At 71.3% G+C, this 13,307-nt stretch carries 11 protein-coding genes and 1 pseudogene; 7 read left to right on the top strand and 5 right to left on the bottom strand.

The window, feature by feature from the left end; genetic code table 11:
* Nucleotides 1-51 precede the first annotated feature (51 nt).
* Nucleotides 52-831, top strand: coding sequence for a hypothetical protein (locus EPA64_RS09890; RefSeq protein WP_134726186.1), 780 nt, complete (start codon nt 52-54; stop codon nt 829-831).
* 2 nt (nt 832-833) lie between these two features.
* On the top strand, nt 834-1,775 hold the full coding sequence (locus tag EPA64_RS09895) for a glycosyltransferase family 8 protein (RefSeq protein ID WP_134726187.1): 942 nt from the start codon (nt 834-836) through the stop codon (nt 1,773-1,775).
* 18 nt (nt 1,776-1,793) lie between these two features.
* Here EPA64_RS09895 and EPA64_RS09900 read toward each other — a convergent pair whose 3' ends face one another.
* Complete coding sequence (locus tag EPA64_RS09900) at nt 1,794-2,021, bottom strand: DUF1150 family protein (protein WP_134726188.1); 228 nt, start codon at nt 2,019-2,021, stop codon at nt 1,794-1,796.
* 12 nt (nt 2,022-2,033) lie between these two features.
* A complete protein-coding gene (locus EPA64_RS09905) occupies nt 2,034-2,444 on the bottom strand; it encodes an Hsp20 family protein (RefSeq protein ID WP_134726189.1) in 411 nt (136 codons plus the stop codon).
* A gap of 212 nt (nt 2,445-2,656) precedes the next feature.
* On the opposite strand from EPA64_RS09905, the gene EPA64_RS09910 reads away from it, so the two are divergent.
* The 3 genes from EPA64_RS09910 to EPA64_RS09920 all read left to right on the top strand — a co-directional run bounded on the left by EPA64_RS09910 (nt 2,657) and on the right by EPA64_RS09920 (nt 4,595).
* Nucleotides 2,657-2,890 (top strand): YdcH family protein, encoded by a 234-nt coding sequence (locus EPA64_RS09910; protein ID WP_134726206.1) that lies wholly within the window; start codon nt 2,657-2,659, stop codon nt 2,888-2,890.
* A 129-nt stretch (nt 2,891-3,019) separates the two neighbouring features.
* On the top strand, nt 3,020-3,505 hold the full coding sequence (gene purE, locus EPA64_RS09915) for a 5-(carboxyamino)imidazole ribonucleotide mutase (RefSeq protein ID WP_134726190.1): 486 nt from the start codon (nt 3,020-3,022) through the stop codon (nt 3,503-3,505).
* Between the two features lie 31 nt (nt 3,506-3,536).
* Complete coding sequence (locus tag EPA64_RS09920) at nt 3,537-4,595, top strand: 5-(carboxyamino)imidazole ribonucleotide synthase (RefSeq protein ID WP_134726191.1); 1,059 nt, start codon at nt 3,537-3,539, stop codon at nt 4,593-4,595.
* Nucleotides 4,596-4,717: 122 nt separating this feature from the next.
* On the opposite strand, the gene EPA64_RS09925 is transcribed toward EPA64_RS09920, so the two are convergent.
* A complete protein-coding gene (locus tag EPA64_RS09925) occupies nt 4,718-5,890 on the bottom strand; it encodes a dipeptidase (protein ID WP_134726192.1) in 1,173 nt (390 codons plus the stop codon).
* Between the two features lie 16 nt (nt 5,891-5,906).
* On the bottom strand, nt 5,907-7,724 hold the full coding sequence (locus tag EPA64_RS09930) for a M3 family oligoendopeptidase (protein ID WP_134726193.1): 1,818 nt from the start codon (nt 7,722-7,724) through the stop codon (nt 5,907-5,909).
* Nucleotides 7,725-8,009: 285 nt separating this feature from the next.
* Between EPA64_RS09930 and EPA64_RS09935 the strand changes: the two genes are divergently transcribed.
* Nucleotides 8,010-9,293 (top strand): O-acetylhomoserine aminocarboxypropyltransferase/cysteine synthase family protein, encoded by a 1,284-nt coding sequence (locus EPA64_RS09935; RefSeq protein WP_134726194.1) that lies wholly within the window; start codon nt 8,010-8,012, stop codon nt 9,291-9,293.
* 374 nt (nt 9,294-9,667) lie between these two features.
* Here the strand turns inward: EPA64_RS09935 and EPA64_RS09940 are convergent, their stop codons facing one another.
* Nucleotides 9,668-10,765 carry an SIMPL domain-containing protein gene (locus tag EPA64_RS09940; protein ID WP_246026703.1) on the bottom strand — a complete coding sequence of 366 codons (1,098 nt, stop codon included), beginning with the start codon at nt 10,763-10,765 and terminating at the stop codon, nt 9,668-9,670.
* Between the two features lie 271 nt (nt 10,766-11,036).
* On the opposite strand from EPA64_RS09940, the pseudogene EPA64_RS16300 reads away from it, so the two are divergent.
* Nucleotides 11,037-13,307: pseudogene (locus tag EPA64_RS16300) on the top strand (hypothetical protein); the annotation flags it as partial.

Below are 13,307 nucleotides of genomic sequence, written 5' to 3' on the forward strand. Positions count from 1 at the left end.
TTTCGATGTGCCCCCCGGCCACACCGGGGGGCGTTTTGCGTTGGAGCCGCGATGTCCGACCCGGTGCTGATCCTGTGCATGAAATGGGGCACGCTGTATGGCGCGGCGGATGTGAACAACCTTGCGCGCGGGGTGCGCCGGCATCTGGCGCGGCCGCACCAGTTCATCTGCCTGACCGACGACGCGGCGGGGCTGGACGCGGGGATCGAGGCGCTGCCGCTGCCCGAACTGCGGCTGCCGCCGGGGTCGGGCGACACCCGCTGGCGCAAGCTGGCGCTGTTTCAGCGCGACCTGCACGGGCTGTCCGGGACCGCGCTGTTCCTTGACCTTGACCTTGTCGTCATCGGCAACCTCGCCCCGTTCCTGGACCATCCGGGCGAGGTCTGCATCATCCGCGACGACGACCTGTTCCGCGCCAAGCCGCTGCGCCGGATCAACCCCGCGCGCGACCGTTTCCTGCACATGGTCGGCAACACCTCGGTCTTTCGCTGGCGCATCGGGGCGCATCCCGAGATCGTCGAGACGTACGAGGCCGACCCCGCCGCCGCGCAGGCCGCCTATGAGCATGAGCAGCAGATGGTCAGCGACATCCTGCACCGACAGGGCAGGCTGAGCTATTGGCCGCAGGGCTGGTGCGTCAGCTTCAAGAACGACTGCGTGCCGCGCCTGTGGCGCAGCTGGCTGCGCGACCCCGCGCCGCCGCGCGGGGCGCGGATCGTCCTGTTCGCGGGCAATCCCAAGATGGCCGACGTGCTGGCGGGCAGGGGCGGGCGCTGGTATCGCCGCATCGGCGACATCGGCTGGCTGCGCCGGGCGTGGCAGGGAGCGTGACCATGCACATCGTGACGGGTTCGGACGACAATTATGCGGCCGGCGTTCTGGTGCTGATCGCCTCGGCGGCCTTCCATACGCCGGACGCCCGCTTCACCGTGCTGGACATGGGCATCTCGGCCGAGAACCGGGCGCGGATCGACGCGCTTGGGGATCGGCTGGGCGGACGCGTGTCACGCATCGAGATTTCCGAGGAACGGTTTGCCGATGTGCCGGTGATGCGGCGGCACCTGACCCGAAGCACCTATCTGCGCCTGCTGATCCCCGTGCTGATGCCCGAGGCAGAGCGGGTGGTCTATATGGACTGCGACATGGTCGTGATCGACGACCTGTCCGAACTGGACCGGGTGCCGCTGGGCAATGCGCCGGTGGCGGCGGTTCCGTGCCCCAGCCCCGACGCAGCCGAGCTGGCGGACACCGGGATTGCCGCTGCGACCTATGTCAATGCGGGGCTATTGGTCATGAACCTGCCCGTCTGGCGCGCCGAGGATATTGCCGGCCAGTGCCTTGCCCTGCTGTCCGATCCGGCGCGGCGCCTGCTTGCAGAGGATCAATCCGCCATCAACCTGGTCTGTCGCGGACGGATCCTGCCGCTGCCCGCGCGTTTCAACGTCTATGCCGACCCGGCCGCCTATGCGTTGACCGGCGCATTGCCCGACAATCCCGCGGTGCTGCATTTCGTGGTCAACAACAAGCCGTGGACGCTGCCCGGTGCGCTGGCCGCGGTCTGGCAGATGCACGCCGACCGCATCGCGGACCTCATGCCGCCGCGAAAAAGGGTGACGTGGCGGCAACGGCTGTCGCGCCTGAACCGCAGTCGCCGGCTGGCGCTGGGGGTTCTGGCGCGCAGACCGAAATACCTGGGCCGCGTGCGCGTTCAGCGCGAGATGCGGGACCGGATCGAGGCCCCGTATCTCGCCCGCCACAGCGTGGCAGCACGCTGAACGCCCGCGCGCGCCCGGTCAGTGAACGCTGACCGGCGTCAGCTCGTTCTGGCGGGCCAGCATGAAGGCAAGCTGCCGGTCGCGCACCAGCGCCAGCCGTTCGCCGTCCACGCCATGCACGGCGTAAAGCGATTCCAGCCCCGGCGCCTGATCGCGCACCTCGGCGGGCAGGGCGTCCATCTCGACGCGGCGGATATAGACGACGTTGCCGTCCTCGGTCTGCGGAAAATCATGTTTCATGTTCATGGCGATCCCCTTTCAACTGCGGCTGATCGGAATGGATTTGACGATGCCCTGCGGCGTCAGGCGGCGCAGGTCGATGTGCAGCAGGCCGTTTTCCAACGCGGCCGCTTCGACCTCGATCCCCTCGGCCAGCACAAAGCTGCGCTGGAACGCGCGGGCGGCGATGCCGCGGTGCAGGAACACCCGTTCGTCGGCGGCGTCCGACTGGCGGCCGCGGATCATCAGCTGGCGATCCTCGGTCGTGACGGTCAGGTCGTCCTCGGCAAAGCCGGCCACGGCAAGGGTGATGCGGAACCCGTCCGGGGCGCGGTGTTCGATGTTATAGGGCGGATAGCCCTCGGCCCCCTTGGCGGCGCGTTCGGCCAGGCGTTCCAGCTGGTCGAACCCCAGCAGATAGGGATGCCCGCCCAGCGTCATCTTGGTCATCGTCGGTGTCCTTGTCCCTTCAGGCGACTGCGCGTCCGGCCCCGACAGCGGCGACCGGACACGACTGATATGTGGTGCCGCGCGCGGTGCTGCAAGGGACGCAAGATTTTGTTCCCTTTCAGGAGCAAGCGCCTGTAAGCTGGGGCAGCGCGCAGCATCTGCGCGACCCCATGCCGCGCCTTGGCGCGCCCCCGCCGGACAACCGCCTGACCATGCACGACCTGCACCTGACGACACTGGCGGACATGTCACCCGAGGACATGGCCCGCACGCGGCTGGCGGGGCTGCGCCGCCAGCACCGCGAACTGGACGAGGCGATCGCCGCGATGGCGGCGCAGGGCAGCGTGTGCAGCATGACGCTGGGCCGGCTGAAACGCACCAAGCTGGCGCTGAAGGACCAGATCGCCCGGCTTGAGGATGAGCTGACCCCCGACATCATCGCCTGAGCGGCCGCGGACCGCACGACTGCCCGTCCTTGACGCGGCAAGTCGGGGTGTGCCCGCCTGATTGCACCTGCCGGCGCGGCCGCTATGATGCGCGCCTTGCAGGACGCGCGCGGCGCAAGGGGGGCGGGCATGACGGTTCCGGTCGGCATCATCATGGGCAGCCAGTCCGACTGGGCCACGATGCGAGAGGCGGCGCAGATCCTTGACGAGCTGGGCGTCGCATACGAGGCGCGGATCGTCAGCGCCCACCGCACCCCGGACCGGCTGTGGACCTATGGGCGCGAGGCGGCGGGCCGCGGCTTGCAGGTCATCGTCGCGGGCGCGGGCGGGGCCGCGCATCTGCCCGGCATGATGGCGTCCAAGACGCGGCTGCCGGTCATCGGCGTGCCGGTGCAGACCCGCGCGCTGGGGGGCGTCGATTCGCTTTATTCCATCGTGCAGATGCCCAAGGGTTTCCCCGTGGCAACGATGGCCATCGGCGCGGCGGGGGCGGCCAATGCCGGGCTGATGGCGGCGGGCATCCTTGCGCTGAACGATCCCGCGCTTGCGCAGCGGCTGGACGACTGGCGCGCGGCGCTGTCGGCGTCGATCCCCGAGGCGCCGCAGGACGAATGACCTCGCCACCAGTGCCCCCGCAGGAGACGCCATGACCTTTCCCCTGAACCCCGGCGCCACCATCGGCATTCTGGGCGGCGGCCAGCTTGGCCGGATGCTGTCGGTCGCGGCCAGCCGGCTGGGATACCGCAGCCACATCTATGAACCGGGCGCCGCCCCCGCGGGCGACGTGGCGCATGCGGTGACGAACGCCCCCTATGAGGACGAGGCCGCGATCCGCGCCTTTGCGGCATCGGTCGATGTCGTCACCTATGAGTTCGAGAACGTCCCCGCCGCGGCGCTGGACCTGATCGAGAGCATCGTGCCGATCCGCCCGAACCGCCGCGCGCTGGCCGTCAGCCAGGACCGGCTGGACGAAAAGGACTTTCTGACCGGGCTGGGCCTGACCGTCGCGCCCTATGCCCCCGTCGATTCCGCCGCCGACCTGTCGGCGGCGATGCAGGGCCAGGGCCGCGCGATCCTGAAGACGCGGCGGCTTGGCTATGACGGCAAGGGGCAGGTGCGGATCGCCGCGGGCGACGATCCCGCCGCGGCATGGGCGCAGGTCGGCGCGCCCTCGGTGCTGGAAGGCTTTGTCGATTTCACCGCCGAGATCAGCGTGATCGTCGCGCGCGGGCAGGACGGTGCGGTCGCGGCCTATGACCCCGGCCTGAACCTGCATCGGGACGGCATCCTGCGCACCACCACGGTGCCCTGCGGCCTGCCCGCGCGGCTGATCCCCGATGCGGTGCTGATCGCCAGCCGCATCGTCACCGCGCTGGATTACGTGGGCGTGATGGGGGTCGAGCTGTTCGTGACGCCGCGCGAGCTGGTCGTGAACGAGATCGCGCCGCGGGTCCACAACTCGGGCCACTGGACGCAAGCGGGCTGCGCCGTGGACCAGTTCGAGCAGCACATCCGCGCCGTCGCGGGCCTGCCGCTGGGCGACGGTCGGCGTTACGCGGACGTGACGATGGAAAACCTGATCGGCGACGACATGGACCGGGTGCCGGCCCTGCTGGGCCAGCCCGACACGCAGCTGCATCTTTATGGCAAGGCCGAGGTCAAGCCGGGCCGCAAGATGGGGCACGTCAACCGGATCATGCGCTGAGGCAGCGCCGCGCGGGCGAGCCGGGGCTGCGCGCCCCGGACCCCCGGGACATTTGGGCCAAGAGAGAGAGACGGGCGGAAAGGTGCAGATTACGGCGTTCCCGCGCGCCCCGCCGTCGCCGTTTACGGAAGAACCTGCCCCAGATAGCGCACGACGTTCCCGCCCATGACCTTGGCGATCTGCGGCTCAGACAGGCCCTCGTCCAGCAGCGCCTGGGTCAGCGCGGGCAGGCCCGCCGCATCGAAAGGCACGCCGACCGAGCCGTCCCAGTCCGATCCCAGCGCGACCTGATCCTCGCCCGCCAGCGCGATGGCGGCGGCGATGGTCCGGGCGATGCCGCGCGGGCTGTCGTCGCAGGTGACATCCTCCCAGAAGCCGATGCCGATGATGCCGCCCTTGGCCGCGATGGCCTGCACCAGATCGTCGGGCAGGTTGCGCGGCGTGTCGCAGGCCGCCCGGATGCCCGTGTGGCTGAGCATCGGCCGCGTGCCGGGGATCGCCAGCACGTCGCGCACCATCTGCGGCGAGGCGTGGGCCAGGTCGATCACCAGCCGCCGCCGGACCAGTTCGCCCACGACCTCGCGCCCGAAACCGGTCAGCCCCGCACCCGTGGTCCCGTGCAGCGATCCGCCCAGTTCGTTGTCGAAGAAATGCGTCAGGCCAAAGACGCGAAAGCCCGCCCCCTCCATCACCTGCAGATTGGAAAGCTGCCCTTCCAGCGGATGCGCGCCCTCCATCCCCAGCACGCCGCCGATCACGCGCGCGCCCGCCGCGCGGTCGGCCAGCAGCGCGTCCAGATCGTCGCGCGAGCGGATCAGCCGCAGCTGTTCGGGGTGGTCGCCCGCCAGCCGGCGCAGGCGCGCGGCCTGGTCCAGCGCCCGTTCCTTGAGGCTGAACCAGCTTTGCACCGGGCGCAGCTGGCCGATCACCAGCGGCGTGATGTTGTCCGGGGCCTCGGTGTCGTTTTCCGAATAGTTCTGCCCGCGCGGGCTTTTCGTGACGGTGGTGAAGACCTGCAGCGCGACATTGCCCTGATCCAGCCGCGGCAGGTCCACATGGCCGCTGTCGTGGCGGACGGCGAGGTTGCGGTCCCACAGCAGCGGGTCGGCGTGCAGGTCGGCGATGACCACCCGCCCGTGCAAGGCTTGCGCCTCGGCCGAGACTGGCCACGGCCCATGCGCCGTAACCGGGTTCAGGCGGCCGGCGACGAAATTGGGGCCGAACACGGCGACCAGCGCGGCGGCGATCACTGCCAGCGCCAGCAGCCACAGGATCAGGCGGCGCAGGAACCTCATGCGCGGGGCCGCCGGCTCATGCCTCCATGCCTTCCAGCTCGTCGATGAAGCCTTCGATCATCGACAGGCCCTTGTCCCAGAAGGCCGGGTCGGCGGCGTCCAGGCCGAAGGGGGCCAGCAGTTCGGAATGATGCTTGGACCCGCCCGCGCGCAGCATGTCGAAATACTTCGCCTGAAACCCCTCGGGCGCGTCCTCATAGGCGGCATAAAGCGCGTTCACCAGCCCGTCCCCGAAGGCATAGGCATAGACGTAGAAGGGCGAGTGCACGAAATGCGGGACATAGGTCCAGAACGTCTCATACCCCGGCATGAACTCGAAGGCGTCGCCCAAGGATTCATGCTGGACCTGCATCCAGATCGCGTTGATGTCGTCGGGGGTCAGCTCTCCTTCCGCCCGCGCGGCGTGCAGGCGACATTCAAAGTCGTAGAAGGCGATCTGGCGGACGACGGTGTTGATCATGTCCTCGACCTTGCCGGCCAGCAGGGCCTTGCGCTGGGCAGGATCGGTGGTCTTGGCCAGCAGCGCGCGGAAGGTCAGCATCTCGCCGAAGACGGACGCGGTTTCCGCCAGCGTCAGCGGGGTCGAGGCCAGCAGTTCCCCCTGACCCGCCGCCAGCCGCTGGTGGACGCCGTGGCCCAGTTCATGCGCCAGCGTCATCACGTCGCGCGGCTTGCCGAGGTAGTTGAGCAGGACGTAGGGATGCGCGGTCGTCACCGTCGGATGGGCAAAGGCGCCCGGCGCCTTGCCGGGCTTGACGCCCGCGTCGATCCAGCCCTTGTCGAAGAACGGCTGCGCCAGCTTTGCCAGTTCCGGGTCGAACCCGGCATAGGCGTCCAGCACCGTCGCCCGCGCCTCGTCCCAGCCGACCAGCCGGGGGCTTTCCTGCGGCAGGGGCGCGTTGCGGTCCCAGACCTGCAGCTTGTCGAGGCCGAGCCAGCGCGCTTTCAGCCGGTAATAGCGATGCGAAAGCCGCGGATAGGCGGCAACCACGGCATCGCGCAGGGCTTGCACGACCTCGGGTTCCACATGGTTCGACAGGTGGCGGCCGGTCTGCGGCGTGGGCATCTTGCGCCACTTGTCCTCGACCGCCTTTTCCTTGGCCAGCGTGTTGTGGATGCGGGAGAACAGCTTGACCTGATCGCCAAAGACCCGCGCCAGCGCCCGCGCCCCCGCCTCGCGCCGGGCGCGGGCGTGGTCGGTCAGCAGGTTAAGCGTGGCCTCAAGCCCCAGCACCTCGCCGTCCACGTCGAAGGTCAGGGCGGCGGTGGTCTCGTCGAACAGCCGGTTCCAGGCGGCGGCGCCGACGACGCTGTTGTCGTGCAGGAACTTCTCCATCTCGTCCGACAGCTGATAGGGGCGCATGGCGCGCATGCGGTCGAAGACGGGCTTGTAGCGGGACGGGCCGCAGGGCGCGGTGAAAACCTGCTCATAGATTTCATCGGGAATGCGGTTGAACTCCAGGCTGAAGAACACCAGCGGGGTCGTCATGTCGGTGATTTTCGCCTGCAGGTCGCCCATCAACTTGGCCCGGCCCGCGTCGGTGGTGTTCTGGTAATAGCGCAGCCCCGCATAGGACATGATGCGTCCGGCCAGGATGTCGATCCGCTGGTAACGTTCCACGCATTCCAGCATCTCGGCCGGGGTCAGGTCGGCCAGGCGGTTCTGGTAGTCGGCGGCGAAGGCGGCGCAGGCGGCGTCAAGGGCGGCCAGGTCGGCCGCCAGTTCCGGCGCGTCGGGGGCGGAATACAGGTCCGACAGATCCCATTCGGGCAAAAGGCCCAGGTCGGCCGCGGGGCTGGTGGCGGTTTCTGCGTCGCGGGCGATGGCGGTCATGGGCGGTCCTTTCGGTTACGCGCATCATCTGACCCTTTGCCGGGCGCGGTTCAAGCCTGCGCAGGGATCGGGCCGCGCCTGCGCAAGGAACGGGTGAACCGTCAGATGCCTGAGCAGCGCGGCGATGAACGGGCCGCGCTCGCGCGGGGATCGGCGCCGAATGAGGCTGTTGAGGAACGACACTTGCGATCCGGCCGCGCCTGCGCGGGTCGCCGCCGGCGATCCCGATTGCCCGCGCGCGGGCGCCGACCTAGGGTCTGGCGCGACAGACAACGGGGGACAACCATGACCGACCGCACGCCGGGATTCGACACCACCGCCATTCACGCCGGGGCCGCGCCCGACCCCGCCACCGGGGCGCGGCAGGTGCCGATCTATCAGACCACGGCCTATCAGTTCCGCGACGCCGACCACGCCGCCGCGCTGTTCAACCTGCAAGAGGTGGGCTATATCTATTCGCGGCTGACCAACCCGACGGTCAGCGCCCTGCAGGCCCGCCTGGCGGCGCTGGAGGGGGGCGCGGGCGCCGTCTGCTGTTCGTCGGGCCACGCCGCGCAGATCATGGCGCTGTTCCCGCTGATGGGGACGGGGATGAACATCGTGGCCTCCAGCCGGCTTTACGGCGGCACGGTCACGCAGTTCGGCCAGACGATCCGCCGGTTTGGCTGGTCCTGCACCTTCGTCGATCTGGACGACACCGACGCGGTTGCCGCCGCCATCGACGACAACACCCGCGCGATCTTTGTCGAATCGATTTCCAATCCCGGCGGCTATGTGACCGACATTCCGGCCATCGCCGCCATCGCCGACCGCGCGGGCATCCCGCTGATCGTGGACAACACGCTGGCCAGCCCCTTCCTGTGCCGCCCGATCGAGCAGGGCGCGACGCTGGTCGTCCACAGCCTGACGAAATACCTGACCGGCAACGGCACCGTCATGGGCGGCGCGGTGATCGACTCGGGCACGTTCGACTGGTCGGCGTCCGGCAAGTTCCCGTCGCTGTCCGCGCCCGAGCCGGCCTATCACGGGCTGAAGTTCCACGAGACCTTCGGCGCGGCGGCCTTCACCTTCCACTCGATCGCCATCGGGCTGCGCGACCTGGGCATGACGCTGAACCCGCAGGCCGCGCATTACACGCTGATGGGGATCGAGACGCTGGGGCTGCGGATGCGCCGCCACGTGGAAAACGCCGTGACCGTGGCCCGCTGGCTTGAGGCTGACCCGCGGGTCGAGGCGGTCAGCTATGCGGGGCTGGACTCCTCGCCCCATCGCGACCGGGTTCAGCGGCTGTATCCCGACGGGGCGGGGGCGCTGTTCACGATCCGGCTGAAGGGCGGCTATGACGCCTGCGTCAAGACCATCGGCGCGCTGAAAATGATCAGCCACGTCGCCAACCTTGGCGACGCGCGGACGCTGGCGATCCATTCGGCATCGACCACGCACCGCCAGTTGACCGAGGCGCAGCAGGTCGCCGCGGGCGCAGGGCCGGACATGGTGCGGCTGTCCATCGGGATCGAGGATCCCCAGGACATCATCGCCGACCTGGACCAGGCGCTGGCTGCAGCCTGATCTCTGGCAGCGCGGCGGCGTCGGTTGAGCCGCTGTTCAGCCGAGCGGCGCCGACGTGCGGCGTCCGCCCAACCAAGTGGGGACGCGCGGTGGCGCTGCCCGTCCAGCCGAGCGGCGGTGCGTCGGCGGCGTTTGCCCAGCCAAGTTAGGCCGCGTCGGTCGTGCCGCCCTGCCGACCGAGCAGCGGTGCGGCGGCGTGCAGCATCTGCCTAGCCAGCCGAGCGGCGGCGCGGCGCGTGCCGCCCGTCCCGCCGAGCAGCGGTGTGCGGCGGCTCTGTGCGTCGCCGGTCCAGCCGAGCGGCGGCGCGTCGATGTCGCGTGCCGCCCGAGCAGCACACGCGGCGGCGACGGGCGCCGCCGCGTGTGCTGCCGCGTCAGTTCGCGGGCGGGGCCGCCGCGGGCTCGGCGCTGCTGTCCTGCGCGGGGGCGTCGGGCGAAGCCGTGCCCTCCTGTGCGGCGCCCGGCGCGGGCGCTGGCCGGGACGGCGCAACAACCGCCCCCTCGGGCGGCTTGGGCGTTGCGCCCTGCGGGGCTTCCGGGGCATCGTTGGGCGCGGGCGGCTGGCTGCCCGGGGCATCCCCGGTCATCGGGTGGGGGCCGCCCGGCATTCCCGGCGCGCCGTGGCCGTGCATCATGCCGTGACCATCGCCCTTGCCGGGACCGTGCATCCCGCCATGCGCCCCGCCCGGCATCGGGCAGTCGCCATCGGCACCCTCGGGCAGCATCGCCCAGGTTGCGCTGACCTGCGCGGTGATCGTCAGCTCGCCGGTGGCGATGGGCACGGATTCCGCCTTGGCGTCGCGGGCCATCATCATCGCCGGCATCGGCCCCGGCGCGGAACCCGTGTCACCCAGCGAGATCAGCCGCCCCAGCCGCATCCCGGCCGCGCCGGCCAGCACCTCGGCCCGGTGGCGGGCGTTCTCGACCGCCTTGCCGCGGGCCTCGTCCTCGGTCGCGGTGCGATCCTCGCGCGAGAAGGCGATGCCCTGCACCTCGTTGGCGCCCGCCGTCACCAGCCCGTCCAGCACCGCGCCCAGCCGCGCCAGGTCGCGGACCCGCACCGTCACGATGTTCTGCGCCTGATAGCCGGTGATGACCGGCGGCTGCCCCTCGCGCGAGTAATCCTGCATGGGCGAAAGATTCAGCCCCGAGGTCTGGATGTCGCGTTCGGCCACGCCCTGCGTCGTCAGCGCCGCCAGCACCGCCGCCTGCCGGGTCGAGTTGTCGGCCAGCGCCTGCGCCGCCGTCTGCGCCTGCGTGGTCACGCCCAGCGAGACCTGCGCCATGTCCGGGGCGACGCCCGCCTGACCCTCGCCGGTCACCGACAGCTGCGCGGCAGGGCCGCAGCCCGCCTTCGGGTGCCCTCCGGGTCCGGCGACCGCGGGCGCGGCGGCCAGCGCCAGGGTGGCGGCGGCCATCGCCAGCGTGCGGGTCAGGCTGGTGCGGGCGGACAGGGTGGGCGGCAGGATCATGGAAACCTCGGATCGTTCGGCGCGGCCCTGGCGGGCGATGCGCGGTTGGCGGGCAACGGGGCGCAGCCGGTCCCGGCCGTGCGCCCGTTGTCCCGCATCAAACCCCATTCGTGCCAAAAGGATGCCTCACGTTATGGTGTTTCGCTTTCCATAAGGCCCCGCTTGCCGTAGTGATGGAGGTGAGCAGCAACGGACCGGATCGCGATCAACGACGACCGGCCACGAATGAAAAGCACCGGCCATGAACATGCGGATTTCGCCTGATTTCGCCTTGTCCTTCAGCAGTGATGCGGTTCATCTTCTGGAACGGTCGGCCACGGGGGGCGGCAGCACGCGGCCCGAACCCGTGGACGACAGGCCCGACGCGCCGCCCCGCTGGCAAGAACGCGCCGCCGCGCCCTTCTGCGCCCCCGATTTCCGCGAGGCGATGTCCCGGCTGCGCCGGATCGCGGCCAATGGCGACGACGCGCCGGTGGCGCTGATCATTCCCGACGACCAGATCCTCTACACGCGCCTGCCGGTGGGCCAGCGCGCCGAGGCGGTGGGGTCGGCCCTGGACGGGCTGACGCCCTATGCCGTCGATGAGCTGGCGTGGGACTGGCGCCCGGACGGCGAGGGCGAGGGCATCCGCGTCGCCGCCGTCGCCCGTCAGACGCTGCGCGAGGCCGACGAATTCGCCCGCCGCCACGGGTTTTCCCCGGCCAGCTTTCTGGGCGACCCCGGCGACGGGCTGTTCCCCGCGACGCCACGCTTTCACGCGGACGGCAAGGACGCGGAGGGCGAGCAGGACGGCGACGTCAGCGAAACGCAGTCCGGCGACGACCTGACCCTGCCCGGCGACGGCGATGGGCGGGCAGCGGTGGAAAGCGAAGGCGCAGCCCGCGACGCGGCAGCTGCTGCCGGTGTGGCTGCGGCTAGGGACGACGCGGCAGCTGCCGCCGGTGTGGTTGCCGGTGACGCGACCGATGCCAATGGTGCGGCCGCCCTCGCCGGTGGCGATGCGGCGGCGGATGCAGCCGTTGTTGAGGCGGCCGATGCGTCTGATGCGGCTGCCGATATTGCTGGCGTGGCCGTCCTTGCGCGTGGCGATGCGGCCGGTGGTGCGGCCGCCGGGAACGGGGTCGCGCAGCCGAGGGTTTCCGATGGCGCGCAGGCGCAGGCGGGTGTCGCGCCGACGGGGCAGGGCGACGATGAAATCGCCGCGACGGACCCCGCCGAAGACGCAACGAATGTCGCGGCGGCGAACGCTGCCCCTGAGGCAGCCGCAGGCGACGCTTCGGCCGCCGATCCGCTTGATCCTGCATTGACCGCTGAGCCAGCAGCCCCTGCTGGCAACGCCGCAGACCCTGCGGGCATTCCCCCCGCGTCCGTGGACGGGAACCCCGATGACGCGGCCGCAGGCGCAAGGGTCACGGACTTTCACGGAGACCAGCCGCAGGTCACGGCGCCCGACAGCGCGCAAGCGCCTGCCGCGCTGTCCGCCCAGCCCGCCCAACCGCTGCCCACCGTGCAACCGGCTGCCGGGGCCTCGAACCCGCTGCCCGACCGGGCGGCGGCGGTGCTGGCGCGGGCCGGTCACGCCAAGGCGCAGCGCCTTGCGGCGACGCCCGCCCCGGATGCCCATCCGGGCGCGCGGGGCGGGGTCGGCGGATTGGTCGTGATGCTGGGCGCGCTGGTCGTCGGTCTGATGGTCGTCTGGGCCTTCGCCACCGGTGACGGTCCGGCGACAGCGCCCGGCACGGTGGCGACCGCCCCGTCGGACACGGCCGGGCGGGTCGTGACGGGGGGCGAGGACACCCCGACGACCGCAGCGCCGCCTGCGCGGACCGCAGCCACCGGCGGCGTCCAGACCGCGACGGCGCAGGCGACCGCCCCCGCGGAAACCGCCCCCGCAGCGACGATTGCGCCTGTCGCGGCTGCCCCGGTGCCTGCCGCCGCCGCGCCGCCCGTTGCGACCGCGCCGGTGCCCGCCGTCGCCGCGCCGCAGGAAACGGCCGCCGTCCCTGACGCCGCGCCCGTGCCGCCCGCATCGGCCCAGCCGCAGGCCACCGCGCCCGTCGCGGCCGCCCCCGCTGCGGACGGCGATGCGGCTGCTGCCGCGACGACCGATGCCGCAGCCGTCAACCCGCCGGTCAGCCCGACCCAACCGTCCGCAACAACCCCGACGCAGGCCGCCACCGTGGTCGAGGACACGACCGAACCCGGCACCGGCGATGACGCCGACGCCCGGATCGCGGCGCCGCCGTCCGACGCCGCGCAGCCGACCTCGGGGGGGGCTGCGCCCACCCCCGCGCCGCCCGCAGACCCCGTTGCGGCCCCTGCACCGGCCGCGCGCCGGACCGCGCAGGACCGGCCCGCCGACCCGGCGGCGGCACCTGCCGCGTCGGCGGCCCGCCCCGCATCGGGGGCGCGGCTGACCACCTCGGACCGGCCGGTGTCGGCGCCACGGCAGCCGGTCGCGTCGGCGGCCGATCCCGCGCCTGCGGTTCCCGGCCGCCGCGCGCCTGCCGCCGCGCCGCGCCGCGCCAGCGCGGCTGCCGCG

Origin of the sequence: Paracoccus luteus (assembly GCF_004522155.1) — a bacterium.
GTDB classification, from domain to species: domain Bacteria; phylum Pseudomonadota; class Alphaproteobacteria; order Rhodobacterales; family Rhodobacteraceae; genus Paracoccus; species Paracoccus luteus.

Excerpts from the sequence above, each read along its gene's own strand:
- EPA64_RS09890 (WP_134726186.1), top strand. The coding sequence starts at position 52 with ATGTCCGACCCGGTGCTGATCCTGTGCATGAAATGGGGCACGCTGTAT.
- EPA64_RS09895 (WP_134726187.1), top strand. The coding sequence starts at position 834 with ATGCACATCGTGACGGGTTCGGACGACAATTATGCGGCCGGCGTTCTG.
- EPA64_RS09900 (WP_134726188.1), bottom strand. The coding sequence starts at position 2,021 with ATGAACATGAAACATGATTTTCCGCAGACCGAGGACGGCAACGTCGTC.
- EPA64_RS09905 (WP_134726189.1), bottom strand. The coding sequence starts at position 2,444 with ATGACCAAGATGACGCTGGGCGGGCATCCCTATCTGCTGGGGTTCGAC.
- EPA64_RS09910 (WP_134726206.1), top strand. The coding sequence starts at position 2,657 with ATGCACGACCTGCACCTGACGACACTGGCGGACATGTCACCCGAGGAC.
- purE (WP_134726190.1), top strand. The coding sequence starts at position 3,020 with ATGACGGTTCCGGTCGGCATCATCATGGGCAGCCAGTCCGACTGGGCC.
- EPA64_RS09920 (WP_134726191.1), top strand. The coding sequence starts at position 3,537 with ATGACCTTTCCCCTGAACCCCGGCGCCACCATCGGCATTCTGGGCGGC.
- EPA64_RS09925 (WP_134726192.1), bottom strand. The coding sequence starts at position 5,890 with ATGAGGTTCCTGCGCCGCCTGATCCTGTGGCTGCTGGCGCTGGCAGTG.
- EPA64_RS09930 (WP_134726193.1), bottom strand. The coding sequence starts at position 7,724 with ATGACCGCCATCGCCCGCGACGCAGAAACCGCCACCAGCCCCGCGGCC.
- EPA64_RS09935 (WP_134726194.1), top strand. The coding sequence starts at position 8,010 with ATGACCGACCGCACGCCGGGATTCGACACCACCGCCATTCACGCCGGG.
- EPA64_RS09940 (WP_246026703.1), bottom strand. The coding sequence starts at position 10,765 with ATGATCCTGCCGCCCACCCTGTCCGCCCGCACCAGCCTGACCCGCACG.